The organism is Gluconobacter vitians (assembly GCF_015244565.1).
GTDB lineage: Bacteria > Pseudomonadota > Alphaproteobacteria > Acetobacterales > Acetobacteraceae > Gluconobacter > Gluconobacter vitians.
In genome coordinates this window covers 1-26,125 of the sequence record NZ_JABCQG010000021.1, presented here as the reverse complement: position 1 = coordinate 26,125, position 26,125 = coordinate 1, and the positions used below count along the sequence as shown (strand labels likewise).

23 protein-coding genes and 1 pseudogene are annotated in these 26,125 nt (G+C 61.0%); 16 read left to right on the top strand and 8 right to left on the bottom strand.

The features are described 5' to 3' along the window. Nucleotides 1-102: 102 nt before the first annotated feature. The 6 genes from HKD24_RS12870 (at nucleotide 103) to HKD24_RS12845 (ending at nucleotide 6,816) form a co-directional block, all read left to right on the top strand. The gene (locus tag HKD24_RS12870) at nucleotides 103-930 is read left to right on the top strand and encodes a triose-phosphate isomerase (protein WP_194260643.1); all 828 of its coding nucleotides are present in this window, start codon (nucleotides 103-105) and stop codon (nucleotides 928-930) included. Nucleotides 931-1,015: 85 nt separating this feature from the next. Next, a complete protein-coding gene (locus HKD24_RS12865; protein ID WP_194260642.1) occupies nucleotides 1,016-1,498 on the top strand; it encodes an RpiB/LacA/LacB family sugar-phosphate isomerase in 483 nt (160 codons plus the stop codon). A 54-nt stretch (nucleotides 1,499-1,552) separates the two neighbouring features. Beyond that, nucleotides 1,553-2,494: a substrate-binding domain-containing protein gene (locus tag HKD24_RS12860; RefSeq protein WP_194260641.1), complete on the top strand. Its 942-nt coding sequence runs from the start codon at nucleotides 1,553-1,555 to the stop codon at nucleotides 2,492-2,494. A 25-nt stretch (nucleotides 2,495-2,519) separates the two neighbouring features. After that, a complete protein-coding gene (locus HKD24_RS12855; protein WP_194260640.1) occupies nucleotides 2,520-4,025 on the top strand; it encodes a sugar ABC transporter ATP-binding protein in 1,506 nt (501 codons plus the stop codon). Beyond that, a complete protein-coding gene (locus HKD24_RS12850) occupies nucleotides 4,015-5,037 on the top strand; it encodes an ABC transporter permease (protein WP_194260639.1) in 1,023 nt (340 codons plus the stop codon). The genes HKD24_RS12855 and HKD24_RS12850 overlap by 11 nt, the downstream gene beginning before the upstream one ends. Before the next feature lie 21 nt (nucleotides 5,038-5,058). Next, a complete protein-coding gene (locus HKD24_RS12845; RefSeq protein ID WP_194260638.1) occupies nucleotides 5,059-6,816 on the top strand; it encodes a dihydroxyacetone kinase family protein in 1,758 nt (585 codons plus the stop codon). Between the two features lie 103 nt (nucleotides 6,817-6,919). On the opposite strand, the gene ppk2 is transcribed toward HKD24_RS12845, so the two are convergent. The 3 genes from ppk2 to pstS form a co-directional block, all read right to left on the bottom strand. After that, nucleotides 6,920-7,837, bottom strand: a complete 918-nt coding sequence (gene ppk2, locus HKD24_RS12840) for a polyphosphate kinase 2 (protein WP_194260637.1) — start codon at nucleotides 7,835-7,837, stop codon at nucleotides 6,920-6,922. Nucleotides 7,838-7,939: 102 nt separating this feature from the next. Then, the gene (locus HKD24_RS12835) at nucleotides 7,940-9,394 is read right to left on the bottom strand and encodes a carbohydrate porin (protein WP_194260636.1); all 1,455 of its coding nucleotides are present in this window, start codon (nucleotides 9,392-9,394) and stop codon (nucleotides 7,940-7,942) included. 90 nt (nucleotides 9,395-9,484) lie between these two features. Beyond that, entirely contained in the window at nucleotides 9,485-10,462 is a 978-nt protein-coding gene (gene pstS / locus HKD24_RS12830) for a phosphate ABC transporter substrate-binding protein PstS (protein WP_322783318.1), read from the bottom strand. Between the two features lie 347 nt (nucleotides 10,463-10,809). Here pstS and HKD24_RS12825 point away from each other — a divergent pair, with 347 nt between their 5' ends. From HKD24_RS12825 to HKD24_RS12790, 8 genes are all read left to right on the top strand, one after another. Beyond that, nucleotides 10,810-13,134: a TonB-dependent receptor gene (locus tag HKD24_RS12825; RefSeq protein ID WP_194260635.1), complete on the top strand. Its 2,325-nt coding sequence runs from the start codon at nucleotides 10,810-10,812 to the stop codon at nucleotides 13,132-13,134. Nucleotides 13,135-13,174: 40 nt separating this feature from the next. Further along, a complete protein-coding gene (locus tag HKD24_RS12820) occupies nucleotides 13,175-13,903 on the top strand; it encodes a tetratricopeptide repeat protein (RefSeq protein ID WP_194260634.1) in 729 nt (242 codons plus the stop codon). A gap of 104 nt (nucleotides 13,904-14,007) precedes the next feature. Continuing rightward, nucleotides 14,008-14,613, top strand: coding sequence for an O-methyltransferase (locus HKD24_RS12815; RefSeq protein WP_194260633.1), 606 nt, complete (start codon nucleotides 14,008-14,010; stop codon nucleotides 14,611-14,613). A gap of 52 nt (nucleotides 14,614-14,665) precedes the next feature. After that, nucleotides 14,666-15,214, top strand: coding sequence for a DUF4405 domain-containing protein (locus HKD24_RS12810; RefSeq protein ID WP_194260632.1), 549 nt, complete (start codon nucleotides 14,666-14,668; stop codon nucleotides 15,212-15,214). Between the two features lie 158 nt (nucleotides 15,215-15,372). After that, nucleotides 15,373-16,098, top strand: coding sequence for a tonB-system energizer ExbB (gene exbB / locus HKD24_RS12805; protein ID WP_194260631.1), 726 nt, complete (start codon nucleotides 15,373-15,375; stop codon nucleotides 16,096-16,098). Nucleotides 16,099-16,104: 6 nt separating this feature from the next. Next, nucleotides 16,105-16,539, top strand: coding sequence for a TonB system transport protein ExbD (gene exbD / locus HKD24_RS12800; RefSeq protein WP_194260630.1), 435 nt, complete (start codon nucleotides 16,105-16,107; stop codon nucleotides 16,537-16,539). Beyond that, nucleotides 16,539-17,372 (top strand): energy transducer TonB, encoded by an 834-nt coding sequence (locus tag HKD24_RS12795; RefSeq protein WP_194260629.1) that lies wholly within the window; start codon nucleotides 16,539-16,541, stop codon nucleotides 17,370-17,372. Before exbD ends, HKD24_RS12795 begins: the two co-directional genes overlap by 1 nt. Before the next feature lie 38 nt (nucleotides 17,373-17,410). Next, nucleotides 17,411-18,277 carry an NmrA family NAD(P)-binding protein gene (locus HKD24_RS12790; RefSeq protein ID WP_194260628.1) on the top strand — a complete coding sequence of 289 codons (867 nt, stop codon included), beginning with the start codon at nucleotides 17,411-17,413 and terminating at the stop codon, nucleotides 18,275-18,277. Here HKD24_RS12790 and HKD24_RS12785 read toward each other — a convergent pair. After that, nucleotides 18,253-19,182 (bottom strand): annotated as a pseudogene (locus tag HKD24_RS12785) (Dyp-type peroxidase). The gene HKD24_RS12790 and the pseudogene HKD24_RS12785 overlap by 25 nt on opposite strands. Nucleotides 19,183-19,335: 153 nt before the next feature. Between HKD24_RS12785 and HKD24_RS12780 the strand changes: the two are divergent. Beyond that, nucleotides 19,336-19,686 carry a zinc ribbon domain-containing protein YjdM gene (locus tag HKD24_RS12780; protein WP_011252105.1) on the top strand — a complete coding sequence of 117 codons (351 nt, stop codon included), beginning with the start codon at nucleotides 19,336-19,338 and terminating at the stop codon, nucleotides 19,684-19,686. On the opposite strand, the gene HKD24_RS12775 is transcribed toward HKD24_RS12780, so the two are convergent. Beyond that, nucleotides 19,673-21,361, bottom strand: coding sequence for a SulP family inorganic anion transporter (locus tag HKD24_RS12775; RefSeq protein WP_228124399.1), 1,689 nt, complete (start codon nucleotides 21,359-21,361; stop codon nucleotides 19,673-19,675). The genes HKD24_RS12780 and HKD24_RS12775 overlap by 14 nt on opposite strands. A gap of 136 nt (nucleotides 21,362-21,497) precedes the next feature. Here HKD24_RS12775 and HKD24_RS12770 point away from each other — a divergent pair, with 136 nt between their 5' ends. Further along, nucleotides 21,498-22,229, top strand: coding sequence for an SDR family NAD(P)-dependent oxidoreductase (locus tag HKD24_RS12770; protein ID WP_194260626.1), 732 nt, complete (start codon nucleotides 21,498-21,500; stop codon nucleotides 22,227-22,229). A gap of 42 nt (nucleotides 22,230-22,271) precedes the next feature. On the opposite strand, the gene HKD24_RS12765 is transcribed toward HKD24_RS12770, so the two are convergent. The 3 genes from HKD24_RS12765 to HKD24_RS12755 all read right to left on the bottom strand — a co-directional run. Then, a complete protein-coding gene (locus HKD24_RS12765; protein ID WP_194260625.1) occupies nucleotides 22,272-24,761 on the bottom strand; it encodes a TonB-dependent receptor in 2,490 nt (829 codons plus the stop codon). Nucleotides 24,762-24,938: 177 nt separating this feature from the next. Continuing rightward, complete coding sequence (locus tag HKD24_RS12760) at nucleotides 24,939-25,481, bottom strand: MFS transporter (RefSeq protein WP_194260624.1); 543 nt, start codon at nucleotides 25,479-25,481, stop codon at nucleotides 24,939-24,941. A gap of 250 nt (nucleotides 25,482-25,731) precedes the next feature. Continuing rightward, a partial coding sequence (locus HKD24_RS12755; protein WP_194260623.1) for an integrase core domain-containing protein occupies nucleotides 25,732-26,125 on the bottom strand: 394 nt, incomplete at its 5' end.

Sequence of the window (26,125 nt, the reverse complement as noted above, 5' to 3'; positions counted from 1 at the left end):
GAACCTTTCGATCGTATCGTTATTTTTAGAGATAATAACATTTGTAATGTTATTGTTTAGCGCTAAAGTGTTCTGAATATCAGTGGGGCTGGGAGAATCGGCATGAGCATTCAGCCAGTTGGGCAGTCTTTCGGGAGGTCGGTTGTGGATCAGAAGACTGTCTGGATCGGGACAAGCTGGAAGATGAACAAGGGACCGGCCGAAGCCATTGCGGCGGCCAGGGCTCTTGAGTCTTTCCAGCCGCCCGAAGGGATCCAGTCATTTGTGATCCCGCCCTTCACGTCCCTGCGGGATGTGTGTTCGGTGCTGGAAGACAGTGCGCTGATGGTGGGCGCGCAGAACATGCACTGGGAGGATAGCGGCGCCTGGACCGGGGAAGTCTCCGCGCCGATGATTGCCGAATGCGGAGCCTCCATCGTGGAGATCGGCCATTCGGAGCGCCGGCAGCATTTTGGCGAGACGGACTGGACGGTGAACCGGAAGGTTCATGCGGCGCTCCGGCATGGGCTGCGGCCGCTGATCTGCATTGGTGACACGTCTGATGAATTCGACTTCGGGGTCTCGCAGGAGACGCTGGCACGTCAGACGAAAATTGCGCTGCATGGCGTGTCCCAGAAGGATCTCGGGCGCGTGCTGATTGCGTATGAGCCTGTCTGGGCCATCGGCTTGGCGGGGCGTCCGGCCGAAGCGCCGTTCGTATCCGAAATTCACACAAAGCTGCGGGCTGTCGTGCGTGACATGGTGGCTGAGAGTGGCGTGCGGATCCCGCTGCTTTATGGCGGCAGCGTTTCTCAGGCGAATATCCGCGATTACGTCGCACTGCCCGATGTGGACGGTGTGTTTGTCGGGCGCGCCGCCTGGGAACCAGCGGATTTCATGAAGCTGGTGGGCAGTGTGAGCGAACTGGTTTCCCGCAAAATCGCGGCGTGATGACGGCCACGTCAGAGTGCCACGGCGTCATATCCTGTTCCCGAGCGGAACAGTCTGACTGAACTTTAAGAGACGGAGAACACTCATGCGTATTGCGATTGGTGGAGACAGTGCCGGCGAAGGTCTGGCACGGCTTCTGGTTCAGCATCTCTCGACGCTCGGGCGCCATGTTGTCATCGACATGTCCCAGCCTGATGAAGATCGTGTGGAACTGTATTCGGAACTGAGCGAGCGTGTGGCGCTGGCGGTTCTGCATGGAGATTTTGACCGGGGTATCCTGTGCTGCGGGACGGGGATTGGCGTGTGCATTTCCGCCAACAAAATTCCTGGCATCCGCGCCGCACTCACTCACGACACATATTCCGCCGAGCGGGCAGCGCTGTCGAACAACGCCCATATCATCACGATGGGATCTCGTGTCATCGGGCCGGAAGTCGCGAAATCCATTGCCGAAGCCTGGCTGGCCTGCACGTTCGATCCACGCAGTGCTTCGGCAAAGAATGTCGCGGGTATTGATGCACTAGGAAAGAAATACCGCCAGCAGAGCCCTGTCGGCGCAAGTTGCTGAAGTAAAACTTTCCGTCCGGAACTGATCCGGCCGGTTCTTTGAAAGAATACGATTATGAAAACGGCATTTGCTTTTGCCGCAATGCTGACGGCTGCGCCATTTCTGACGCCGCTGGCGGCAGGTCAGGCCCATGCGGCGGATAGCAGCGCACCTCTGCGGTTCGTGCTGATCCCCAAGACCGTGCATCCTTGGTTCGACAAGGCGAATAACGGGGCGCAGGCGGCTGCGGCGATGATTTCGCAGACGACGGGCCGCAAGGTTGAGATCGAATACCGCGCGCCGCAGACGGCGGATGTGTCGTCCCAGAACGACATCATCGAGCGTGCCATTGCGACCCATCCGGACGGGCTGATCCTCGATCTGCTGGACGAGAAGGGCAACCGCGCGACGATGGACGAAGCGGTGGACGAGAAGATCCCCATGACGGTGTTTGATTCCCTGCCGCCCGAAGGCATGGACATCACCGCAGTGGGCGCGGATTTCTGCGAGCAGGGGACAATGGCGGCCGAGCGGCTGGCAAACCTTGTGGGCAAAAAGGGCGAAGTGGCAATCATGATGGGGGTGCCGACGGCGCCGAACCATACGCTGCGGGCCGAGTGCGAAAAGAAGGTCTTTGCCAAATACCCGGACATGAAGGTCGTCGCGACCGGCGTGGACAATGACAGCATCGAGACCGCGCAGAAGCAGGCATCCGCCATCATGCAGGCGCATCCGGATCTGGTCGGGTGGGTCGAGTGTGATGCGTCTGGCCCGGTCGGCGTGGGGCAGGCCATTCGTGAAGGCGGCAAGACGGGTAAGGTCAAGGAAGTGGGGCTCGATAACCTCAACGACATGATCCAGCTCATCAAGGAGGGCGTTGCTGAATCCTCTGCGTCCAGCCGTCCGGAAATGCAGGGCTACTGGGCTGTCGTGTCGGCCTGGCAGCGGGCGATGGGGCAGAAGACGCCCAAATACATCGATACCGGCATTGATCTTCTGACGGCCAAGAGCCTCTGACGCGGCAGGGCAGGGAGTAACGGTCATGACAGTTCTTCAGATTGAAGCCGTTCGGAAGACCTATCCCGGCGTGGTGGCGCTTGATCATGTCGATCTGACGCTGGAGCCGGGGAAGATCCATATTCTCGCCGGGGAAAATGGTGCTGGAAAGTCCACGCTCATCAAGACGCTGACTGGGTTGGTCGTGCCGGATGAGGGGGCTGTCCTGATCGAAGGGCGGGATGCGCTGCATGACCGGACACTGTTCGAGAAGGTCGCATATGTGCCGCAGGAGCTGAACCTGTTCGGGCCGATGACGGTGGCCGAGAACATGTTCATGCCGTTCAACCGCTCCGGCTTCGGGCATCTGACGGTGTCGCGCCGGGCCATGGAAAAGGCGGCTGCGGAGCTGATCAAGCGGTTCGGCATTCATGCGAAGCCGGGGCAGTTCGTGAACCGGATCAGCGTGCCGGACCAGCAGCTTCTGCAGATTGCACGGGCAGCGTGCCGCGAAGAGTTCAAGGTACTGATCCTGGACGAGCCAACGTCTTCGCTGACGGCGAACGAGACGGAGCATCTGTTCCGCATCATCCGCACGCTGCGCGACGATGGCTGCGCAATCGTGTTCGTGTCGCACAAGATGGAAGAAATCTTTGCGCTGGGCGATACGGTGACGGTGCTGCGCAATGGCCGCAGTGTGGGCACCTATCCGATGCGGGAGATGACGGAAGATCAGCTGATCCGGCTGATGTCGGGCAGTTCGGTGCCGCTTGAGGAGAAGTTCCAGCCGCGCGTGGTTGCGACTGAATCTGACGTCATCTTGAGCGTTAAAGATATGTCGGGACCGGGTTTCTCGGATGCATCCTTTGTTCTGCGGCGCGGGGAAATCCTCGGCTTTGCGGGGCTAGTGGGCGCTGGTCGTTCGGAGCTGATGCAGACGATCTTCGGATATCTGCGCTCGACGGGGGGTCATGCCTTCCTCGAAGGTGAAGAAATCCCGAAGGGCCGCACTGACCGGGCCGTGGCTCTGGGCATGGTTTACCTGTCCGAAGAGCGCAAGCATCACGGCATTTTCCCGCTCCTGAGTGTGCGGGAGAATATCAGCCTCTCGGTTCTGGACCGCATGAAACGCGGGGGGATCATTTCCTCGGCACGTGAGAACGAGGTCGTGGCTGATACGATCCGTCAGTTCGATGTGCGGACATCCTCGGCTGGCAAGAAAATCGCGCATCTGTCGGGCGGAAACCAGCAGAAGGCCATCATCGGCCGGGCAATGGCGCGGCGGCCGCGGGTGCTGATTTTCGACGAGCCGACCAAGGGCATCGATATCGGTACGAAGTTCCAGATCTATCGCATCATACAGCAACTCGCGGAAGAGGGCGTGGGGATCATTCTCGTCTCGTCCGAAATGACCGAGCTCCAGCGCTGCGCTTCGCGGATCATCACCATGTATTCCGGCCGGATCACGGGATCGTTCGATCAGGCCACTACTGACGTCAACACGCTTGTCGGCGCGATTATCGGCGCCCCGGAGAACCGTCATGTCGCTTGAAACCACTGTTCCGGCAGCGCCCTCACAGCAGCCGCCGAAACTGCCGCCGTTCAAGGCGCTCATCTCCCGTCTGGCCGTCAATCCGCTGGGTGGGGTCGTGGCGGCGCTTGTCATTATTTTCGGCGCGTCCTGTGCGCTTTCGCCGCATTTTCTGACGACCTTCAACATGGTCATCATCGCCCGGGCACTGGCCTTTATCGGGCTGGTCACGATCGGCCAGTCCATCCTGATGATCCTCGGCGAGCTTGATCTGTCCGTCGGTGCGATTGGCGGGCTTGCGGGCGTGGTGGGCGGCATCCTCATGGTGCAGCTCGGGCTCAATCCCTGGCTGTCGCTGGGGCTGTGCCTGCTGATGGGTGGGGCGTGCGGCCTGCTGAACGGCGCGCTGATCACACAGCTCCGTCTGCATTCGCTGGTGCTGACGATCGGCATGGCCGGCGTGTATGGCGGCGCAAATCTGGTGGCGACCAAGGGTGTTGCGATCACGGGTGTGCCGCGGGACATCACGTTCCTGGGCCGCGGGCTTGTGATGGGCGTGCCGGTGCCGTTCCTGGTGCTGCTGGTCTGTCTGGCAATCGTGGCGTTCGTCATGCTGCGCACACCGGTCGGGCGTTACATCTACGCCATTGGCAGCAATCCCGATGCAGCGCGGATGCTGGGGATCCGGGTCAATGCAATCCGCATGGGCGCGTTCGCGCTGGCCGGTTTCCTTTCGGCGCTGGCGGGCATCCTGATGGTGGCGCGTCTGGGCACGGCCCAGCCTTCCATCGGTGACACCTGGGTGCTGGGGCCGATTGCCGCGGCTGTCATTGGTGGCGTGGCGACGACAGGTGGCATTGGCAGCCCGATCGGCGCGGTTCTGGGCGCCGTCATCATCGGCATCATCGAAGACATCATCGTTCTGTTTGGCATCTCGCCGTACTGGCAGTCGGTCGTCAGTGGAGGGATCGTCGTGCTGGCGATTTCCTTCGATGCGCTGGCCCGCCGCTACCTCAACCGTGATGCCGTCTGAAATCTGACACGGAGACGTACCATGACCAAGATCTGCGGTGACGCATCGACTTTCGCAGCGTCCGCCCTCCGGGGGTTCAGCCTTCTCCATCCCGATCTCGTACGCCACGTGCGCGGCGGTGTGCTTCGGGCCACGCCGGGCCGTCGCGGCAAGGTTGCCGTCGTCCTCGGCGGCGGCTCGGGACATTATCCGGCCTTTGCGGGCTATGTCGGACCGGGCTTTGGCGATGCGGCAGTGGCGGGGGATATCTTCGCCTCGCCCTCCACGCAGGCCATAAAGAGCATTGCGCGTCAGGCCGATCTGGGAGGCGGGATCGTTCTCGGTTACGGCAACTATGCCGGGGATGTACTCAATTTCGGGATCGCGGCGGACCGCCTGCGCGAAGAGGGCTACGACGTCCGCGTTCTGGCGACAGCGGATGATGTGGCCAGCTCGGATGCCTCCACACGGGAGAAGCGGCGCGGAATTGCCGGTGATCTGGTAATTTTCCGGATCGTAGGCGCTGCGGCCGAAGCGGGGCTGACGCTCGATGAAGTCGAGGAAGTTGCGCAGCGGGTGAACCGGCAGACCTGCACGTTTGGTGTGGCGTTCGATGGCTGCACGCTTCCGGGCGAGAAGGAAAAGCTGTTCGAAGTTCCGAAGAACCGCATGGCGCTCGGGCTGGGCGTGCATGGCGAGCCGGGCATTGACGAGCAGGATGTTCCGGATCCGGAGCATCTGGCGCATCTCCTGATCGACCGCCTGCTGGCCGAGCTTCCGGAAGGGGCGTCGCGCCGGGTGGCGGTTCTGCTGAACGGTCTGGGCAGCACCAAGCAGGAAGAACTGTTTGTTCTTTGGGACCGGCTGGTTCCAATGTTCGAAAAGGCAGGTCTGACGCTCGTGGCGCCTCTGGTGGGCGAATATGTCACGAGCCTTGATATGGCGGGCTGTTCGCTGACACTGACCTGGCTGGATGAGGATCTGGAGCAGTACTGGCGTGCGCCTGTGCAATCTGCTGCGCTGAGCCACGGTCTGCTAGCCGGAGACGGGATCACGCGGCTTGAAGTGCCGGAGGAGACGGAGGTTCTGTACATGCGCTCCGGGACGGCACAGGGGCGCCGGGGCGGGGCATGTGTGGCGGCCGTGATGGACCATCTGGCAAAAACGCTGGCAGAGGTGGAGTCCGATCTCGGGCATATTGATGCCGTAGCGGGCGACGGGGATCATGGTCAGGGCATGGCGCGTGGCTCTGCGGCGGCGGCGAAAGTGGCACGGGCTGCGGCGGATGCCGGTGCGGGGCCTGCGACGGTGCTGGCTTCTGCGGCGGATGCCTGGGCGGACCGGGCCGGGGGAACATCCGGTGCGCTCTGGGGCGAAGGGTTGCGGGCATTCAGTCTGGCCTTCGATGACAACAGCCTGCCCGATGCACAGCAGCTTTCAGGCGGTGCGCGGAACAGCATGGAGCGCATCATGGAGCTTGGCCGTGCAAAGCCCGGCGACAAGACGCTCGTCGATGCGCTGGTGCCGTTCGTCGAGACAATGGAAGAGGCTCTGGCCGCCGGGCACGGGCTTGTGGAGTCCTGGCGGATCGGGGCGGAAGCGTCTCATGAAGCGGCGCAGGCCACGCGTGATCTGCTCCCACGGATGGGCCGTGCGAAAATGCATGGCGAGCGCAGCAAGGGACATCCCGATGCAGGTGCGCTCTCACTCGCGCTCTGCGCGCGGATCGTGGGCGAGGATCTGAAAGCGGGCTTGGCGTCTGTGGGAGAGGATCCTCCCCTGACCAGCCGCGTGGGGTAGGCCTTACGGAAAACTGCTTCCTGTCGGGGGTGAGCCACAGGCCGGAATTCGGCCCGTGGCTCACCCCTCAGTTGTGGCGTGTTACGGTTTTTCCGCGCCCGGTCTAGTAGCGTTCCGGAACAAGCATGTCCTCGGGCGTGGGTTCGCGTTCGTAGTCCGGATGGAACACGCGCTCGGGCAGGACGACTTCAGGGCGATTGACGGGTTCGTAGGGCACGAGGGACAGCAGATGCGCGATGCAGTTCAGGCGCGCACGCTTCTTGTCGACCGCGGGTACGACCCACCACGGGGCTTCGGGAATGCTGGAGCGTTCCAGCATGACTTCCTTGGCCAGGGTATAGTTTTCCCAGCGGCGGCGGCTTTCGAGGTCCATCGGGCTGAGCTTCCACTGCTTCAGCGGGTCCTCGATGCGGGCGCGGAAGCGTGATTCCTGCTCCTCATCGGTGATCGAGAAGCAGAACTTGATGCCCCGGATGCCACTGCGGACCAGCATCCGCTCGAATTCCGGAACGGAGCGGAAGAATTCTTCGTATTCTTCCTCCGTGCAGAACCCCATGACGCGCTCGACGCCGGCACGGTTGTACCAGCTGCGGTCGAACAGGACGATTTCACCAGCGGCGGGAAGATGGGCCACATAGCGCTGGAAATACCACTGCGTACGTTCGCGGTCATTCGGGGCGGGCAGGGCGGCGACGCGGCAGATGCGCGGATTCAGGCGCTGGGTGATGCGCTTGATGGCGCCTCCCTTGCCGGCAGCGTCACGGCCCTCGAACACGACGACAATACGCTCGCCCGTGGCCTTGACCCAGTCCTGAAGCTTGATGAGCTCGCCCTGAAGGCGGATCAGCTCGCGGAAATAGGTGCGACGGAAAGCACGTTCCGCAGGATCGAGGCTTTTTCCTTCGTTCTCTTCCAGAGAAAGCTCGAATTCCTCGTCCAGGTCATCAATGATGTCGTAGCGCATGCGCTCCCGGGCCTGTTCGTCTGCCGAAAGGCCCACGAAATCGTTGTCCTGCGTCATGGATTGGTTCCTTTGTCATCGGCATCACGGGCCGTAAACGGAACCTTACCGGGCACAGGGGCACCGAAGTTTGAAAGTTAATTGAAATCACAACACAGGTTTTCAGAACGTGGTGGTCATGTTCAGTCCCAGAACGGCGCCGCGGGATGCAGAAGCCGCGCCTTTTTCCGGCTCCTTTCCGCCAAGGTTCCAGAAATACTGGAAGTCCGGCTGAAGGGTGATGTAGTCGCGCACGGGAAGCTGCCATGTCAGCTCGATATGATGTTCCGGAACCAGAAGCCTGCCCGAACTGTCCGACAGGCGGATGATGTCACGCGCGTTTTCCTTTGCGCGATGACTGTAAAACCCGGTGCCCCAGCCGATCCCGATCACATCATTGGGGCGGGACGGGACGAAGCCCTGAAAGGTCAGACCGGCCTCCACTTCCGTTGTGAAACGGTTGCGCGTCCCGCTGGCGAGAGTGGCGCGGACGAAGGCGTTGATGGCTTTGACGGGCTCGCTCACCGTACGCCACAGGGCCTGATCCAGCACGACATATCCCAGCCAGGTTCCGGAATGATACAGCGGTTTCCCCGTGCTGTCGGGACTGCCGAGCAGGCCGCCATGACTGTCGTAGCGCGGGTCGGGGAAGCGCCCGGTATCGTACAGGCCGCCGATTTTCCATGTTCCCGGAAGGGCGGGTGCGTCCTTTCCCGAAAGACTTTGGGCGGCATCCACCCAGAGCTGTGCCTCCCCCATGAACAATGTGCCGCCACTGGTGGAAAAGGTTGTGCCCGACGGGTCGATGCGGGTCGGGCTGATGTCGCTGTAGAACGGCCCTTTGGTCGGGTTGTCGTCGGTGATGGCCAGCATGAGCACGAGCGGATAGGCGGGGGACCATTTGATCCGTGTCCCGACGGCGGAAAACGGCCATGACGGGCCGCCCGAATAGAGGTTGCTGGACGTCGAAAGCGGCCAGCCGAAACTGGCATTCAGGAACAGGGACGCGTTCTGGCTGACAAGGAACTCGGTATCCAGATCGATCGTACCGACGCGGATATCCAGCCGGTTTCCGAAAAATCCCTGCCCGTACCAGAGTTCGAACAGGCGCGTCGTGCGGCCCGCATCATAACCACTCACCGGGTTCAGCGACCCAAGGCGCTCTCCGGCGAGCGAACGTCCCCGCACCTGAATGGCGCTGATATTGAGCAGCCCGTCATGCCAGCCGAAAGCCCGCCGCGTTTCCAGCAGGAGTGTCGCGGCTGTCATGCCGTCATAGGTCGGGCCGGGATGCTGTCCGCCCGAGGTCAGACCCCAGATTTCCTCGACATCCTGAAGATTGAACCGGATCCCCTTGCGGGCCAGCCAGGACCGCGCCCCACCTGCATCGCCCAGAAGCTCGGTGCCGGTGTCTTCAGGCGGCAGGACAAAACCGGGCGCGGGAGAGGGCAGCGGCACACCGGAGGGCAGCACGTCCGTCACCAGCGGTGCTGTGGCCGCGTGTCCCGTTCCGATCAGCAAACCCAGAACACTGCACAGACCGGCCAGATGCCAACGATCCGGAACGCGGCCTGACAAGACGGGCCCCCTTTACCCAAGGTGCTGGAATGTTCCGACCATTCACAGTAAGGGGAGGGGGATGGGAAGTGAAGTTATTATGACGTCCGCTCAGGGCCAGCCGGACAGGACCCTGTCTTTTACGGGGGCAGGCAACGGCACGTAATCCAGATCCCGTGCAATATCGTCACCCTGTTTTAGGCCATACCTGAAAAAGACCTTTGTGGCAGAGGCTGCGGCCTTATTCGCTGGGTGGAGAGGGACCAGCGCGAAGGTCGCGCTCATGATCGGCCAAGCCTGTGGTGCCGGGGCATTCAGAAGATTTACGGCGTAATGGTCTGCATGGGGCCAGTCTGCGCTGAGGGCCGCACTTGCAAACGCATCCGTTCCCGGTGCGACGAACTGGCCCGCACGGTTTTTCAGTTTTACGGTGTTCAGCCGGTCCCGCCGCGCAAAGGCATATTCCACAAATCCGATGCCTCCGATGGACTGACGCACGCTGGCTGCAACGCCGTCATTGCCCTGTGCTTCGGCCCCATCGCCCCACATGCCGGTTTTCCAGTCCGGAGCAACGCTGTGAAGATAATCCGCAAAGACATGACTGGTGCCGGAGGCTTCTTCGCGATGGATGGGCAATACGTCCAGATCCGGAAGCCGCAGACCGGGATTGAGTGCCCGCAGACGCGGGTCGGCCCATGTGGTGATCCTGCCATCGAACAGCGCGGCGAGTGTGGGTCCGTCCAGCTTCATCTGGTTGGCCGGAATTCCGGGAACATTGATGACCACCACGATCGCGCCAATCGCCGTCGGGAACTGGTAGAGGCCTGCTGCATCCAGAACCCTGCCCGGAAGCGGCAGGTCGGAGGCTCCGAAATCCACGCTCCGGGCCATGACGCGTTTTTGCCCCTGACCGGAACCAAGGCTCTGATATGTCAGAGACAGGCCGGTCTGATGATGGATGCTATCGGCCCAGGCCCGGTAAAGGGGTGCGGCAAAACTTGAGCCGGCGCCTGTCAGATCAGCGGGATATGCGGTCCCGCAGATCATGAGGGCAAAAGCAGCGCTCATGCCGCGCGCGAGAAACTTCACATGATGAAACACGTCCGACCACGCTCCGCTTGGATGTTCTGGCTGTGCTGTCAGTATCATTGCAGGGAATGTCATGGCCATGGCTGTCTTTGTGGCCTGGAAGTGTGGCGACGGGGACACAGCATTAGTATTACACAATATTGCTAATGAGAATCATTTGCATTAACAACTGGAGTGAGGGAAACAGGGCTCAGTCAGAACGTCGCGACGGTTTCTTTTCCGATGGCGGATCATGGGTGCGCAGGCTGAAACCAAGGGTGTTTCAGTCGCAGGGAGCAGCACCTGGTCCGATCGGATGAAAAGCTGTCGGAAGGTCTGTGGCGTAGTTTCCAGAGTTCAGGTGTTGCATGCCGCAAGAAAACGATTTTTCGCTCTCCTCCCTGTCGGGTCCGTCTTTCCGGTCCTCCCGTGAGGGTTCAGGCCAGAAATGGTCTGCCCTTGTCATGCTCGCGCTCGGTGCGGGGCTGGGTGTAGCTGAAGCCGGCGAGGCCGAGGCGCAGGACGGAACAGACACGGCAGGAACAACCGCGACCGACAGCACGATCAACCTCTCCGCCGTGCGCGTTCACGGTCAGGTGGACGCTGAGAGCAGCAATACGAACAACACGTCCCTCGATATCGGCCGGATGCCGGGTACGGTCCGTGATACGCCGCAGACCATCAGCGTCGTGCCGAAAGACCTGATCATCCAGCAGCGCCTGTTCACGCTGGATCAGGCGCTCGCCAATGTTCCGGGCATTACGATGTCCACAGGCGAAGGCAATGGCGGTCTGAACGGCGACCAGTTCCGTATCCGCGGCCAGCAGGCGCGTGGCGACATCTATGAAGATGGCCTGCGGGATTTCGGAACCTATGTGCGGGATACGTTCAATACCGAGAGCGTCGAAGTCATCAAAGGACCGAGCGGCGAGTATTTCGGCGCGGGCAATGTGGGGGGCGTGATCAACCAGACGCTTAAAAAGGCGCATCTGGGCAACCATTATGATCTGGACCAGACCTTCGCCAGCGGCATGCAGTATCGCGGCACGGCGGATGTGAACTACCAGCTTGGCAAGCACACGGCCCTGCGCGTGAACGGCATGTATAACAAGCAGGACGTGGCCGACCGCGATAATATCCGCACGGACCGTTATGGCGTGGCTGCGGATCTTGGTTTCGGGATCGGGACGAAAACAACCTATCACCTGAATTACCAGTGGCTCGGCAGCCGTGGCACGCCGGATTACGGTGTTCCGATGATTCAGATCGGAGGCATCTATTCTCCGATCACGAGCCATGGTCTGAACCGCGATACGAGCTATGCGCGCAGCTTCAACATGGATAATTCGAACATCCACATGGTAACGTCGAAGTTCTCGTCGGAAATCGCGCGCTGGCTGACGTTCAACAACGATACGCGCTTTACGCACTACCATCGTGACTACTCCGCAACGACCCCGAATGCCTGCACCGGGACCTGTGTCACGTCGTTCCTGTCAGGCGGCAATTCGACGCTGCCTTACGGCGCTGGCGGTGGCGTGGCCTATCAGCAGGATGGCTGGGGCATCCAGAACGTCATGATGGCGCGGGCGAAGTTCAACACGGGCTTCCTGCATCACGACGTCAGCGCGGGTGTGGACATCAACTACACCAAGGACAACCGGATCATGGGCACATATGTGAACCGGGTGAACGACCAGACGATCCGCAACCCGTCCTATTCCTCGCCCGGCACCTATATCACCTGGCCCTCCAGCGGCCACCGGACGGCGGATTTCCGCGATCTGGGTCTCTTCCTGGCGGACAAGATCCACATCACCAAGCGTCTGTCCCTGTTCGGAACGTTCCGCTGGGACAGCTTCGAGAGCACATACTGGAGTGCGGCGGCAGCTTCTTCGGGCGTGCAGTCCCAGTCGTCCAACAAGTTCAGCCCGTCCGCGAGCCTGATGTATGACCTGGACGACAACAAGACCGTCTATTTCACGTTCTCCCGCTCCTACAAGCCGGTCGGCACGGATGCCTCGTCTGAAATCACCAATCAGGCGAGTGTTGGAGACGTCCCGGTCAACGGAAAGAACCTCAAGCCGCAGCGCAGCGACCTGTTCGAAGTCGGCACCAAGATGGACTTCCTCAACAAGCATCTGGGCATGACGGCGGCGCTGTATCAGATCGAGCAGAACAACTCGTACACCTATGACGAAAGCGGTAATATCATTACCGGCTTCCAGGATGCAGGAACCGGGCGTGAGATCCGCGGTGCGGAGCTGAGCCTGACGGGCAAGATCACGAAGGAATGGGAAATCTACGGCGCCTATTCCTACATGGGCGGCAAGGTGACCAATTCGTCTACCACGGCCGGCAAACAGGCCCCGCAGCTTCCGCACAACAATTTCTCGGTCTGGACGTCCTATAATCTGTCTCCGCTGCTGCTCAAGCCGGGTCAGGGCAAGCTGAGTGTCGGCGGTGGCGCTCAGTACAGCTCCGGTTACTGGGCGAACGAGGCGAACACGGCCCGCATGCCGTACAATTTCTCGCTGAATACCATGATTTCCTACCAGTACGGCCGGTATCATGTGCAGTTCAACGCCAATAACCTGTCCGATCATCTGAACTATGCTTCGGCCTTCAATACGGGCCGCGCCGTGCCACAGTCTGGCCGGACGTTCATGGGCAATTTCGGCGTCGGGTTCTGAGCCGACCTGTCATGAATGACCGGGCTTCATGAGGAACGCGATGTCATCAGGTCTACAGGACTGTCAGGATAACGGGATATCGCATCCCGTTGTGCCTTTGCCTGTTCCGCAGCAGGTAAAGGCACAGCTGATCCTGGCGCAGACCCATCTTGATGCGGGATGTGCGGAAGACGCCTTTTCCTGTTTCGCAATTGCCGCACGGAGCGGGCATCCCGTGGCGCTGAACATGCTTGGCCGCGCCTATGAGCGTGGCTGGGGTGTGACGCGCAATCCGGCACTGGCGGCCTGCTGCTTCGAGGCTGCCGTGCGTGGCGGAGACGGGTGGGCTATGTTCAATCTGGCCGATCTCTTTTTCACGGGAGAGGGCGTGCCGAAGGATTACCGTCGGGCCTACCGGCTTTATGTCGATGCGGCCCGCTCCGGGAACGCGAAGGCGCTGAACATGCTGGGGCTCATGCATGAAGAGGGGACCGCACCGGGAGGGAGGCCTGATCCGGAAGGCGCGCGCCAGTTCTATCAGGCCGCCGCCGAGGGCGGCGATTGCTGGGCATGGCTCAATCTGGGGCGACTTTCACTGGAGGGCGGCGAATGGTCCGACGCGGTGGAGGCGTTCACAAAGGCACTGGATGCGGCAGTCGATGGAGTGTCCGAGGCCGTGCTTGGCCTGATCCGGCCATATGTGCAGAAGCCTGTTTTTCAGCCTGTTCTGAGCCGGTGTCTGGCGAAGCACGCCGTGTCTTCAGACAAGAGGGTGTCCCATGCAGCCTGACCTGAAACAGCCCACTACAAACGGTTTTTCTTTCATACAGAATGGTGACGTGACAGCGTCTGAAACCGTGACAGGATGGGCATCTGGAGAAAGGAAACACTCTCATGGATGATCGTGTCACACAGGTTCTCGAACTCTATCACGAGCGGCTTGAAGCCGAACGGCAGGAGCGGATTGCCGGGGTTCAGCGGCCAAACTCGGAGCGGTTTCTGGCGGTAGGGCGCCGGACAGGACAGCTCATCAGCATCCTGGCGCGGGCTCTGGACAAGCCGACCATCCTCGAACTGGGAACATCCTACGGCTATTCCAGCATCTGGCTGGCAGAAGCTGCACGCAGTGCGGGCGGACGGCTGGTGACGATGGAGCTTGAGCCGACCAAGATCGCCTATGCCCGCGAGATGGCTGAACGCGCCGGGCTCTCGGATTACGTTGATTTCCGCCACGGTGATGCGCTGGAGCTGATCGGCCAGATGGATGATGGCATCGACTTCGTCCTGATGGATCTGTGGAAGGATCTGTACGTGCCCTGTCTTGAGGCCGTTCTGCCGAAACTCAGTCCGGGCGCCATTATCGTAGCGGACAATATGCGCGTTCCCGGTGGCGAGGATGCACAGAAATATCGGGAGGCCGTCCGTGCAATCCCGCACATGCTGAGCGTGCCCCTGCCTGTGGGGACGGGGCTCGAAGTCAGCCGCTATTGTCCTGAGTAATTCCCTTTTAACTCAACCTGCGTCTGGGCGTGTCCCGGCACAAGAAAGCAACATGTTCAAGACATTCATGAACCGATACGGAACCCCACTGACGACCGGGTTCTTCATTGTCTCCGGCGTAACGGGCGTGGCGCTGTTCTTCCATTGGGGGCCAACAGCGTTGCATCCCATCCATGAATGGCTGAGCATGGTGCTTCTCGCACCCTTCATCCTGCATCTGGTGAAGAACTGGACATCGCTGGTCAATTATGCCCGTCGCAAGACGCTTTATGTGCCGCTGATCATCGCGTTCGCAGCCTGTATCCCGTTCTTCTTTCAGGCGCCCAGCGGACATGCGGGGAACAGGCAGACGGCATTCATGGCACTGCCGGTTCTGGAACATGCGCCGCTCACACAGCTTGCGCCGCTGCTCCATATGGATGCGGACGGACTGGTCCATCGGCTCCAGTCGCAGGGTTATACGGTCGCGTCAGGGGATCAGACGCTTGAGGATATTGCAAAAGCTTCAGGGCATCCTGTCAATGACGCCGTGGTTGCAGCGCTGCAAAATCCGCATGCTGGCGGGCCGGGCCATGGCGGCCATCATCCGCATCAGGAGTGAGACAGAAAGCCCCGGTCTGACCGGGGCTTTTTTTATGAGGGCCCTTTCAGGACTGCGGACACGATACGACACGGAAGAGCACCCGAATCATCCTTGATAGTGAGAATGACTCTCATTATCGTCAATTCAATATTTCCGCAGTTCCAACGGGTGCCGTGATGTCCCTTAGCTTTTCCCCCTGGCAGATGTTTCTCGACGCCGGCCCGGTCGTGCGGGGCGTCATGACAATTCTTGCAATGGCCTCGCTCGTGACCTGGACAATCTTCATTGCCAAATCCATCGAACTCCAGCGCCTGCGCTCGCGTCTGAAGAAGTCCGAAATCACGCTCGAAGACGCCGAGACGCTGGATATCGGCGAGGAATGGACGCGTACCGGATCGGGCTCCGGCATTGCGCATGCGATGGTCATGGCCGCCGAAGTGGAGCGTCAGCGCTCGCAGGATATTCCCGGCGACCGCGAAGGCATCAAGGAGCGCATCGTTCTGCATCTTGAAAGGCTGGAAGCCGCCGAAGGCCGCCGCCTGATGCGGGGGACGGGTGTTCTTGCGACCATTGGCGCAACCTCTCCGTTCGTCGGGCTGTTCGGCACGGTCTGGGGCATCATGTCGTCCTTCACGGGCATTGCGGCCGCCCATGCCACCAGCCTCGCTGTCGTGGCGCCGGGCATTGCCGAAGCGCTTCTGGCAACCGCACTCGGCCTCGTCGCCGCAATTCCGGCCGTGGTGATCTACAACCATCTTGCCCGCCAGACGGCAGCCTGCCGTGCCTGTGTCGCGGATCTGACGTCGCTCGTGATGCGTCTTGTTTCGCGGGATCTGGCGCGTGGGATTACTGGCGGCAAGGTGCTCCGCTTCGGCCGCGATACGCTGGCTGCGGCAGAGTAAGCTTCCATGGCCATCCGGATCCGCCACGCGGACGAAACCGTGCTTGAAGCGCACGAAATCAACGTCACGCCGTTCATCGATGTCATGCTGGTGCTGCTCGTGATCTTCATGGTCACGGCACCGCTCACCACCGTCAACGTGCCCGTCGATCTTCCATCCTCCACGCAGCAGACAGCACCCCGGCCGGACGAACCTGTTTTCCTGACTGTCAAGGCGGACCACAATCTGGCCCTCGGCGAAAACGACGTGCCCGCCGCCCAACTAACCGAAGCGCTCGCGACCGCGACCAAGGGCAACCGCGACGAACGCATCTTCCTGCGCGCTGACAAGACCGTGGATTACGGCACGCTCATGGACGTCATGGATCATCTGCGCAGCGCGGGATATCTCAAAGTGGCCCTCGTGACGCTTCAGGGCCAGACGACCGGAACGACGCCCTGATGTCGGACGGGCTGATCTCCGCGCAAGCGACGCTGCCGAGTTTTCGGGAATGGTACGCCGCAACCTGCCGTCTGGAAGACCGCCGGAGTGCAAGGCTCTGGGGTGGCTCCGCGCTGGGGGTTGTCGTCCTCACGGGAGCTGTCCTGTTCTGGGCGGTCACGTCCGCCCATCCCCAGCCCATTCTGGCGGCTGAACCGCCCCCGGCTGCGATCAGCATCGATCTCGCTCCTGTTCCCGCGCCGGTTCCGGTCCCGCAGCAGGATGTCGATCCCGGTCCGCAGCAGGCAGTGGCCTCGACGGAGCCGCAGCCGGAAGATCCGCCCAAGGTTGAAGCCACACCAAGTCCCGCGCCCAACCCGCCGGTCCCGGTGCCAAAGCCGGAAAAAATCAAGCCGCACAAGCCGAGTGTGCACAAACCGCTCCCGCCCGTTCCGGTCAAAGCGCCGCCTGCGGAAAAGACAACGGCCCCGCGCACTGTGGAAGCCCCGCCCACGAGCAGCCCGAGCGCCGCTTCGGCCACCACGTCCAGCCATGCGTCGCATGATCCCGTGACCTGGCAGGGCGAGCTTCTGGCGCGTCTGGAACGGTTCAAGCGCTATCCGCAGGAAGCCCAGTCCACGCATCAGGAAGGAACGTCCCTGCTGCATTTCGTCATGGACCGCAAAGGCCATGTCCTGAACGCCAGCCTCAAACGCAGCGCGGGGCATGACCTGCTGGACGCGGAGACGCTGGCCCTGATCCACCGTGCCGAACCGCTGCCCATTCCGCCCGACAGCGTGCCGGGTGATTCGCTCTCCCTGACGGTTCCCATCGAGTTCTATCTGGAACACTGATCCGCTTTCCCCCCAAACAGCGTGCAGGGGGAAATGACATGGATATCGTTCTCGGCGCCTCAGGGCATGTGGGCGGCACGGTCGCCAGACGCATGCTGGAACGGGGACGGGCGGTCACGGTCGTTCTGCACCGTCCGGAACAGGTCTCTGAGTGGTCTACCCGAGGGGCCAGCGTGGCCGTGCTCGATGTTCACGACACGGCGGCCCTGACAACGGCTTTTTGCAAAGCTCGGCGCGCATTTCTGCTGAACCCGCCTGCCAGCCCGTCGCTGGATGTAGACCGCGAAGAACGCCGCACGATCCAGTCCATTCTTGACGCTGTCCGGGGAGCATCTCTGGAAAAGATCGTCGTGCAATCGACCTATGGCGCGCAGGACAACCCGCATTGCGGGGATCTCGGGAGCCTGTACACCTTTGAGCAGGGCGCACGGGAGATGGGAGTGCCGCTCTGTATCGTGCGGGCGGCATATTTCATGAGCAACTGGTACGGCGCCCTGTCGACTGCGCGGCAGTCAGGGGTATTTCCCAGCCTGCTTCCCAAGGGGCTCAAAGCCCCGATGGTCGCGCCGCAGGATGTGGGCGAACTGGCGGCCCGTCTTCTGGTCGCCCCAGTGGAAGAGACGGGCACTTACAGCATCGAAGGCCCCGAAACCTATACGCCGGAAGACGTCGCAACCGCACTCAGCGCCGTGCTGGAGCGGGATGTGCAGGTGGACGAAATCCCGCGTCCGGAATGGCCGGAATTCTATCGTCGTAACGGCTTCTGCTCCGAAGCCGCGCAGTCTTACGCCCCCATGACGGGGATTTTCGTGGATGGGCGCTATGACCGTCCGCGCACGCCCTTGCGGGGTGCAACGGACCTTCAGACCTGCCTGCGCGATCAGGCGTCGATATCGTCCAGATAATCGGCTGACGGAACAAAGAACAGCGTGCCCGTGACGGGGCGGCTGTAATCCAGCAGGCGGTCGTAATTTCCTTCCGGCTTGCCGACGAACATGTTGTGCAGCATTTCCTCGGTTACGGATGGGGAGCGGGCATAACCGATGAAATAGGTGCCGAACTCGCCCTTGCCGGCTTCACCGAACGGCATGTTGTCCCGCAGGATATCGACCTGTTTGCCGTTGCGCGTCACGACGTTCAGGGCGTTATGGGCGTAAGCAGGCTTTGTTTTGTCATCAAGCTCGACATTGGAGAGCTTTCTGCGGCCGATGATCTTTTCCTGCATTTCGATCGGCAGGGTGTTCCAGGCGTCGAGATCGTGGAAGTATTTCTGGGTGATGACGTAGCTGCCGCCTTTGAAAGCCGGATCTTCATCGCCGATGATCGCAGCTTCGCATGCTGCGGCGTTTTCCGGATTTTCCGTGCCGTCCACGAAGCCGATCAGATCCCGGTCATCGAAATACTTGAAACCGTGAACTTCATCGACAACCGTACACACGTTGCGCAGGCGGTCCATGACCAGCTTGGCCATCTCGAAACACATATCCATGCGCGTGGCGCGGATGTGAAAGAGCATGTCGCCGGGCGTGGAAACGGCGTGATGGACGCCCTTGATTTCCTGAAACGGGTGCAGTGCCTTCGGGCGCGGACCGGGAAAAAGACGGTCCTAGGCGGCAGAGCCAAAACCCAGAACACAGGACATCTACCCGTTCAGGTCCCGGAAACCGACCGTACGACGCAGGCCCGAGAGGTCCGCGCACAGGCTGCGGATGGTCTTTTCCGCGTCTGTGCCGGGATTGATGTTCAGGACCAGAAAAATGGCGGCCCGGGTAAGGGGCGCGGCAACGGGCTGGGGCGTGGGGTCGGGCATGGGAACGGTCTTTCCGTCAGCATTGCGTGATGTGTCAGGCGCCGTTGATAGCGCGCCGTGCGCTGAAGGAACAGATTATGAAAACGGGCGAGCTCCGTTTTGAAATGTGCTGCGCGTGCAGTAGGGTCCGGCCACAAACGAGAAAGGTCGATCATGGACAGCAATCTGAAATGCCCCGTCTGCGGGTGCGAACACGTTTATCCGGATGGTGCGCTGTGGATGTGCCCGGAATGTGCGCATGAGTGGAACCCGGCCGAGACGGCAGCGGAAAGCGGCGAGGCTTCTGCTGAAATCCGCGATGCCAATGGCAATGTCCTGGCGGATGGCGACAGCGTAACGGTCATCAAGGATCTGAAGATCAAGGGCTCGTCCATGGTCGTCAAGGGCGGCACCAAGGTGAAGAACATCCGTCTTTCGGACGGCGGCGACGGGCATGACATCGCCTGCAAGATCCCCGGGATCGGCGCGATGAACCTCAAATCCGAATTCGTCAGGAAGGCCTGACGGTTGGAGGGGACGCTGCGGTGTCCCCAAGGATCTGGTGGGCGGCTTTCAGCGCCGTATGCAGTTCGGCGTAGATATTGCCGTCCCCCAGCGCCGGGGTGATGTGATGCCGGTCCATATCGGCGCGCAGATAGACGCTCACCCGCCCGAAGAGCAGCGCGATACCGCGCTGATGCAGTTGCGCGATCAAATCCCGCAGGTCGGCGGCGGCGGAATAGTCGATGTCGGTGACGGGGCTTGCATCCAGCACGACACAGCGGACGGGATGGGGCGCATGCTCTACCAGATCCAGAAGATCCTGACGAAAGCGCGTCGAATTGGCGTAGAACAGATCCGCGCAGAAACGGAAGACGATCAGCCCCCGCGCGCTTTCCAGCCCGTCTTTTGCGGGCAGGGCTTCCAGAACACCGGCCGTCGGGGACTGCTGAAGCACCATCGTATGCGGCTCGTAGCTGTGCCGGACATGGCGGAACAGCGAAAGCGCGATGGCGAGGAAAATGCCTTCCTCGACGCCAACCCCCACAACAACGGCAGCTGTTGTAACGGCCAGCCAGAACTCACCGGGGCTTTCCTGCCGGATCGCGCGCAGGCTTTTCAGATCGATCATGCCGACCGCGACGGTAAAGACGATCCCCGCCAGAACGCAGCGGGGCAGGGCTTCGAGCGGGCGCGTGAGGAACAGCAGCACCATGAGCGTCACGCAGGCGAACGTGACCTGCGCCAACTGCGTGCGGGCACCGGAGCGCACGGCCATGGCCGTCTGCGTCGGGCTGCCATTGACGGTGAAAGTTCCGCTCAGTCCCGCGGCAACATTGGCCGCCGACAGCCCTAGAAGATCACGGTCCTCATCAACGGTTTCATGAAACCGCTCTCCGAACACGCGGGACGTGGCCGCACTCTGTGCGATGATGACAAACACGCACGACGCCGCGACGGGCAGAAGGGCCAGAAGCTCGTTCCAGGAAACATCCGGCAGGCCTAAATGCGGCAACCCGCCCGCGACATGCCCCAGTGTCGGGACACCGTGATGGGACAGGTTCAGCCCCATGCTCAGCGCAATACTGCCGATCACGACGCAGAGCCCGGCCGGAAGATGCGGCGCAAGACGCTGCCCGGTCATGAGAATGCCGACCGTGACCGCTGAAAGACCCGCGACCATGGGGCTCCCATGCGGGATCTGACGGAAGGTTTCGTAAGCCTGCACCAGCGGATTATGCGCGCTGACGGATACACCCAGCATGTCATGCAGCATCGCGATGCAGACCTGTACGCCCACCCCGGCCAGAAATCCCGTCAGCACGGTGCGGGACAGGAAATCCGCCAGAAACCCCAGCCGGAAAACCCGCGCCACCAGCAGAAGTGCCGCGCAGAGCAGCGCCGTCATGCTGACGAGCGCGATGTAATGCGCGCTTTCGGGCGGTGCCATTTTGCCGATCGCACTTGAGAAAATGGCGGCCGTCGCGGAATCGGCAGCCACGACCAGATGCCGCGATGATCCGAACGCTGCAAAGGCCACAAGTGGCAGCAGGACCGTATAAAGCCCCGCGACTGCCGGCATGGCCGCAATGCGCGTATAGCCCAGAACCTGCGGAATATTCACCGAGGCAAGGGATAGGCCTGCGACAATATCCGTCCAGCCGCGACGGGGCTCGGTGGGGTTCTGCTGTTCCGACATGAGATGTGTTCTAGGCCTTTGCTGGAGGGATGTCTTCACAATGTCCAACAGGTGGTTGGGTCCGGCCCGAAAATGCCTCATGATCTGGCAGCTCAAAGACGGATCTTTCGTCAGTGCAGTCAGAAGGAACAGGATCATGACCCACAGAGTAGCGCTCATTACCGGTGGATCACGCGGTATCGGTGCGGCGATCGCGCTGAAGCTGGCGCAGGATGGCTTTGATATCGCCATCACCTATGCCCGCAACGAAAAAGCTGCGCAGAAAGTCGTGTCAGAAGTCAAGGCGCTGGGCCGCAAGGCCGTCGCCGTTCAGGCCGATGGCGGCAGCACGGATGGCAATATCGCAGCCATCACGAAAACGCATGAGGCGTTCGGACGTTTGGACGCACTCGTGTGTAACGCGGGCATCTATCCCTATGGCCCGATCGCCCAGATGACCGTCACGCAGATCGAGGATGTTCTGAACCTCAACCTGCGCGCTGCGATGGTCGAGACGGTCGAGGCGCTGAAATACATGAAGACCGGTGGCCGCCTGATCTATATCGGTTCGGCCTTCGGTGAGCGCGCGCCGTTCCCGGGCATCTCGCTCTATTCGGCAACGAAGGCCGGTCTGATCGGCTTTACGAAGGGTGTGGCGCGGGACCTCGGTCCGCAGGGCATCACAGCAAATGTGGTCGAGCCCGGCCCGATCGCCACGGATCTTAACCCTGAGGACGGCGCGGCCGCTGCTGTCATCCGCAAGTTCACGGCTACGGAATCCTACGGCAAGGTTAATGACATTGCCCGTACTGTGTCGTTCCTCGCCAGCCCGGATGCGTCTTACATCACCGGTGCTTCCATCCTGGTGGATGGCGGTCTCGTCGCCTGAGACCGAAAACGGCTCCCTCGATATGAGGGAGCCGTCGTTGCTTCAGAAGCTGGTGGAGAGCGAGCCCATCATCGAGAAGGGCGGCTGGATGTAATAGGACGGTGCGGAATCCGCCGAGATCTTGTTGCCATACACACCCGTCGTGGCCTTCGCATTTTCCGCGAAGTAATAGACGCCACCCAGCTTGTACTGGCCGGTCAGGTTGGTGAAGTTCAGCTTGAAGACCGGCGACTGCGCGATGAAGAACTTCGGCAGGTGGTAGCCCAGGGACAGCGAGTCCGAGAAATAGGACGGCATGGCCTGGTCGTTCATGAACGAGGAATACTGCTTGTCCGTGTAGCGGATGCTGGCATTCAGGAAGAACGGGCCTTCCGTATAGGTCAGGCCGACGCTGCCCATGAACTTTGGCGTCATGATCGGCGTCCTGCCCTTGGTCTTCAGATAGTCGATCGAACCGTTATCCGCAGCAACCGGCAGGTTGTTGTCCATTGTGGCGTGCAGGTATTCGAATGACAGATACGGGCGGAAGCGGTGGAACAGCGGCTTGGTGGACAGCATCAGGTCCACGCCGCGGATCGTCTCGCCACCCGTATTGAGCGTCGTGCTGACAGGCACGTCATTGCTGTAGGTGTTGAGCGATAGCAGGCGGTTGGTGACGTTGAAATTGTAGACGCTGATATCCGCCAGGAACACGTTACCCGTATAGCGGTAGCCCAGCTCTTCCTTGATGGAATACTGCGGCTTTACATTGGCCCCCGAGGTGGTCATCGCACCCGTGGAGGTGCTGTAACGCGTGATGAGATTGACGGGGGACGGTGCGCGGAAATCGCCCTCGGCATTGATGTAGATCTGGTGGTGGGGTGCGATGTCCCAGGACCAGGACATGCGCGGCATCGGTGAGACGAAGGTATGGTTCGAGCGGCTGGCCGTGCTGGTCAGGAAATCCTGTCCACGCAGTGTTTCGGAGACAACCTTGATGCCGCCGGTCAGCGACATCGTACGGTTCAGGAAGTGCTGCGTGTCTTCCATGAAGCCGGAATTGAGGCTGTAGGAGCCGAGATAGTTCGTCGAATAATAGATGTTGCCGCTGCTGGTGCGGTAATAGGCGGCCGTATCCGTGTCCGAAGGCTGGGCCCCGGTGACCTGATTCATGCGCGAGAGAGGCGTCTTGAGGGAATAGGAATTCTCCTCGTGCCAGTAGCCGATCTGGCCGTCGTTGTTCTCGCCATGCCAGTGCAGGCTGGCGACGACGCCGCCCTGCTGGTTGAGGGACATGGCATTGCTCGAAACGGCCGCGCGTGTGGCCGTGCTGATCTTGCCGTCACCGTTCAGGTCAACCTTCTGCAGGGCCGTTCCCGCATAGGTATGGCCTTCCTGCAGGCGCGAGGCGCTGTTCAGTGTGATGGCGCCGCGCTGGTAATAGGGCGTAATGGTGACGCTGAAGAGATGGTTCAGCGCGAAGTGCATCGGCAGAGACGCGTAGAACTGGTCCTTGTCTGAGCCATGCGTGCCGTAATAGCTGCTGGGGGACGTCGCGCTGAAGGTCGCGGTGTAGCTGATGGGTGTTGTGACCGGCAGGCCATTCTTGTCCGCGTAGAAGTTTGCCATCGTCGGATAGCGGTTCTGGTAATAGAACGAGTGGTTGTAGCCCACGAACAGATCAATGGCGCTGCGCTCACCGATCTTCTTCGTCATCCGGAAATCCATGTGCTTGCGCTCGCTGGTGCCCGAACCGCGCCAAGCGTCCGAATGCATGTTCGAGAACGAGGCATAGCTCGTGATGCCGGAATGGCCGATCTCGCCACTGTCCAGACGGATGAACTCGCGCGACGTGTTGAAGGACCCGTAGCTTCCGGAGATGAAACCGCCGAATTTCTGCGAAGGCGCGCGGGTGGTGATGCTCAGCGCACCAGCCGCGGCGGAGGTCAGCGGATCTTCAACCGAGATCGAACCCGGCGTCATGGATTCCGAGGCGATGTTGTTGCTGTCGATGTAGTTCTGGATAAAGTTCGACGCAGACGTCGAAGATCCGTTGGCGATCGGCATGCCGTTGAGCAGGAAGCCGATGTCGTTGTCATACAGGCCACGGCTGCTGATGGATCCGCCTTCATTGCCGGAAGGATCTGGCGTCGAAATGTTGACGCTGGGCAGATTCTTGATCAGGTCGAGCGGGGAACTGGTCGGGCTCTGCATCTCGATATAGGCCTGCGTGACCGACTGGACCGAACGCGCCGCCGTTTCCGCCCGCATCATGCCGCCGCCAGGGGCCTGACCGCGCTGTCCGAGAACGCTGATGGATTCCTGACCGCCCTTGGGCTCCGCCATGGTGCGCGGCGCGTGCTGGGCCGTCTTGCGGCTGTGCTTCGGCTTCGTAGCATCTTCGGCACAGGCCGCATTTGCGGCCAGAACTGTTGCGCTGCTGAGGATCGTGGCAGTCGCCAGAAATTTTTTCCCTCTTCCCATCAGAAAGGAGAACGCGGGCAGTCGGCTGGGACGCACGGGGCCTGACGGAGAAGGGATTCTGAAAGACATTTCTGGCGGGATCCTGAAAAAAACTAACGCTACGGTACCGTTATGAATCTGTGGCTTGAGATAAAGGAGGCGTTCATAAGAACATTCCCAAGGAAAAATTGGTAGTTTCATAGTCTGTCATAAAGCAGGGGTTTCCATTGCGTCATGGCAATATGGAAACTCCGGAACGTTCGCCTTTCAGATCAGGCGTCGTGACAGGAAGATCGCCGTTGCGGAGATCAGTGCGGTCAGGCCCAGATAGAAGGCCGGGGCCTGCTCCGTACCACTCCAGGACATGAGGGCGGCATTTGTCAGCGGAGCCAGACCGCCGAACAGGACTACCCCGAAGGAATAGCCGATTGTCAGGCCGCGTCCGCGCAGCCGGTCGGGGAACAGCATGCCGATGAAGCCGTCGAGGGCTGCGAAATAGAGCAGTCCTGCGACATTGAAGAGCAGCGGCATCAGCAGAATGCTCTCGGGCCAGAATGCGACCAGCCGGAACATCGGCCAGGGCAGGCAGAACAGGACTGCGCAGGACAGCAGCATGGGCCGGATGCTGTGGGTCCTGTCGAAATGGTCGGCCAGTTTCCAGCGCAGGGGTGTGAACAGAAGCTGTCCGCCATAGGTCAGCAGCGCTGAGGCATAGGCGTGGGATGCGGCAACATGAAAGTGCAGGCGGGCATAATGCGGCATGTAGATGCCGAGATAGGTGATGCCACTGCCCAGAGCGACAGCGCCCATGACGGCGACTGTGCGGAACAGGTTCTCACGACGCAGGAAAGGGGAAGAGGGGGGCGATGTGACCGGCAGGGCAGGCGGCTGATCCCGAATAAGCCTGAAGCGCAGTATCAGAGCCGCCAGTCCTGCAAGCGCGCCAAGCCCGGCGGCGATGCGAAAACCGTAGCTGTCAAAGGCCTGTACCGGCAGCAGGAGAGGTGGACCCGTCTGTTCGGACAGTTTTTGGGTTTGAATAAGCTATACCCGGTTATTGTTATGCCGCCATTCTGACGGCGTTGCTGTTGGCCCTCTGGTCCTGGGTTAACCCCCGACCAGAGGTCGTCGGCGCGCCATGATACGCCTCATCGGGCGTGCGTCCAGCCAGTGCCGTATGCGGACGCCTTTCGTTATAATGGGCGATCCATCTGCCAAGCCCGGCCCTCAGCTCTGATCCGGTCTCGAATGCGTACAGGTAGACGCATTCGTATTTCAGCGACCGCCACAGACGCTCAATGAACACGTTGTCCAGCCGGCGCCCACGTCCATCCATGCTGATGCGGATCTGACGCTCTTCCAGGAGCCCGGTAAAACGGGGCGTCGTGAATTGTGAGCCCTGATCCGTATTGAAAATTTCCGGGGCGCCATAGCGCGTAAAGGCATCCTGTAGC

Bases quoted from the DNA above. Each gene is read 5' to 3' on its own strand.
- HKD24_RS12870 (WP_194260643.1), top strand. From the start codon at position 103: ATGAGCATTCAGCCAGTTGGGCAGTCTTTCGGGAGGTCGGTTGTGGAT.
- HKD24_RS12865 (WP_194260642.1), top strand. From the start codon at position 1,016: ATGCGTATTGCGATTGGTGGAGACAGTGCCGGCGAAGGTCTGGCACGG.
- HKD24_RS12860 (WP_194260641.1), top strand. From the start codon at position 1,553: ATGAAAACGGCATTTGCTTTTGCCGCAATGCTGACGGCTGCGCCATTT.
- HKD24_RS12855 (WP_194260640.1), top strand. From the start codon at position 2,520: ATGACAGTTCTTCAGATTGAAGCCGTTCGGAAGACCTATCCCGGCGTG.
- HKD24_RS12850 (WP_194260639.1), top strand. From the start codon at position 4,015: ATGTCGCTTGAAACCACTGTTCCGGCAGCGCCCTCACAGCAGCCGCCG.
- HKD24_RS12845 (WP_194260638.1), top strand. From the start codon at position 5,059: ATGACCAAGATCTGCGGTGACGCATCGACTTTCGCAGCGTCCGCCCTC.
- ppk2 (WP_194260637.1), bottom strand. From the start codon at position 7,837: ATGACGCAGGACAACGATTTCGTGGGCCTTTCGGCAGACGAACAGGCC.
- HKD24_RS12825 (WP_194260635.1), top strand. From the start codon at position 10,810: ATGCCGCAAGAAAACGATTTTTCGCTCTCCTCCCTGTCGGGTCCGTCT.
- HKD24_RS12820 (WP_194260634.1), top strand. From the start codon at position 13,175: ATGTCATCAGGTCTACAGGACTGTCAGGATAACGGGATATCGCATCCC.
- HKD24_RS12815 (WP_194260633.1), top strand. From the start codon at position 14,008: ATGGATGATCGTGTCACACAGGTTCTCGAACTCTATCACGAGCGGCTT.
- HKD24_RS12810 (WP_194260632.1), top strand. From the start codon at position 14,666: ATGTTCAAGACATTCATGAACCGATACGGAACCCCACTGACGACCGGG.
- exbB (WP_194260631.1), top strand. From the start codon at position 15,373: ATGTCCCTTAGCTTTTCCCCCTGGCAGATGTTTCTCGACGCCGGCCCG.
- exbD (WP_194260630.1), top strand. From the start codon at position 16,105: ATGGCCATCCGGATCCGCCACGCGGACGAAACCGTGCTTGAAGCGCAC.
- HKD24_RS12795 (WP_194260629.1), top strand. From the start codon at position 16,539: ATGTCGGACGGGCTGATCTCCGCGCAAGCGACGCTGCCGAGTTTTCGG.
- HKD24_RS12790 (WP_194260628.1), top strand. From the start codon at position 17,411: ATGGATATCGTTCTCGGCGCCTCAGGGCATGTGGGCGGCACGGTCGCC.
- HKD24_RS12780 (WP_011252105.1), top strand. From the start codon at position 19,336: ATGGACAGCAATCTGAAATGCCCCGTCTGCGGGTGCGAACACGTTTAT.
- HKD24_RS12775 (WP_228124399.1), bottom strand. From the start codon at position 21,361: ATGTCGGAACAGCAGAACCCCACCGAGCCCCGTCGCGGCTGGACGGAT.
- HKD24_RS12770 (WP_194260626.1), top strand. From the start codon at position 21,498: ATGACCCACAGAGTAGCGCTCATTACCGGTGGATCACGCGGTATCGGT.
- HKD24_RS12765 (WP_194260625.1), bottom strand. From the start codon at position 24,761: ATGTCTTTCAGAATCCCTTCTCCGTCAGGCCCCGTGCGTCCCAGCCGA.
- HKD24_RS12760 (WP_194260624.1), bottom strand. From the start codon at position 25,481: ATGGGCGCTGTCGCTCTGGGCAGTGGCATCACCTATCTCGGCATCTAC.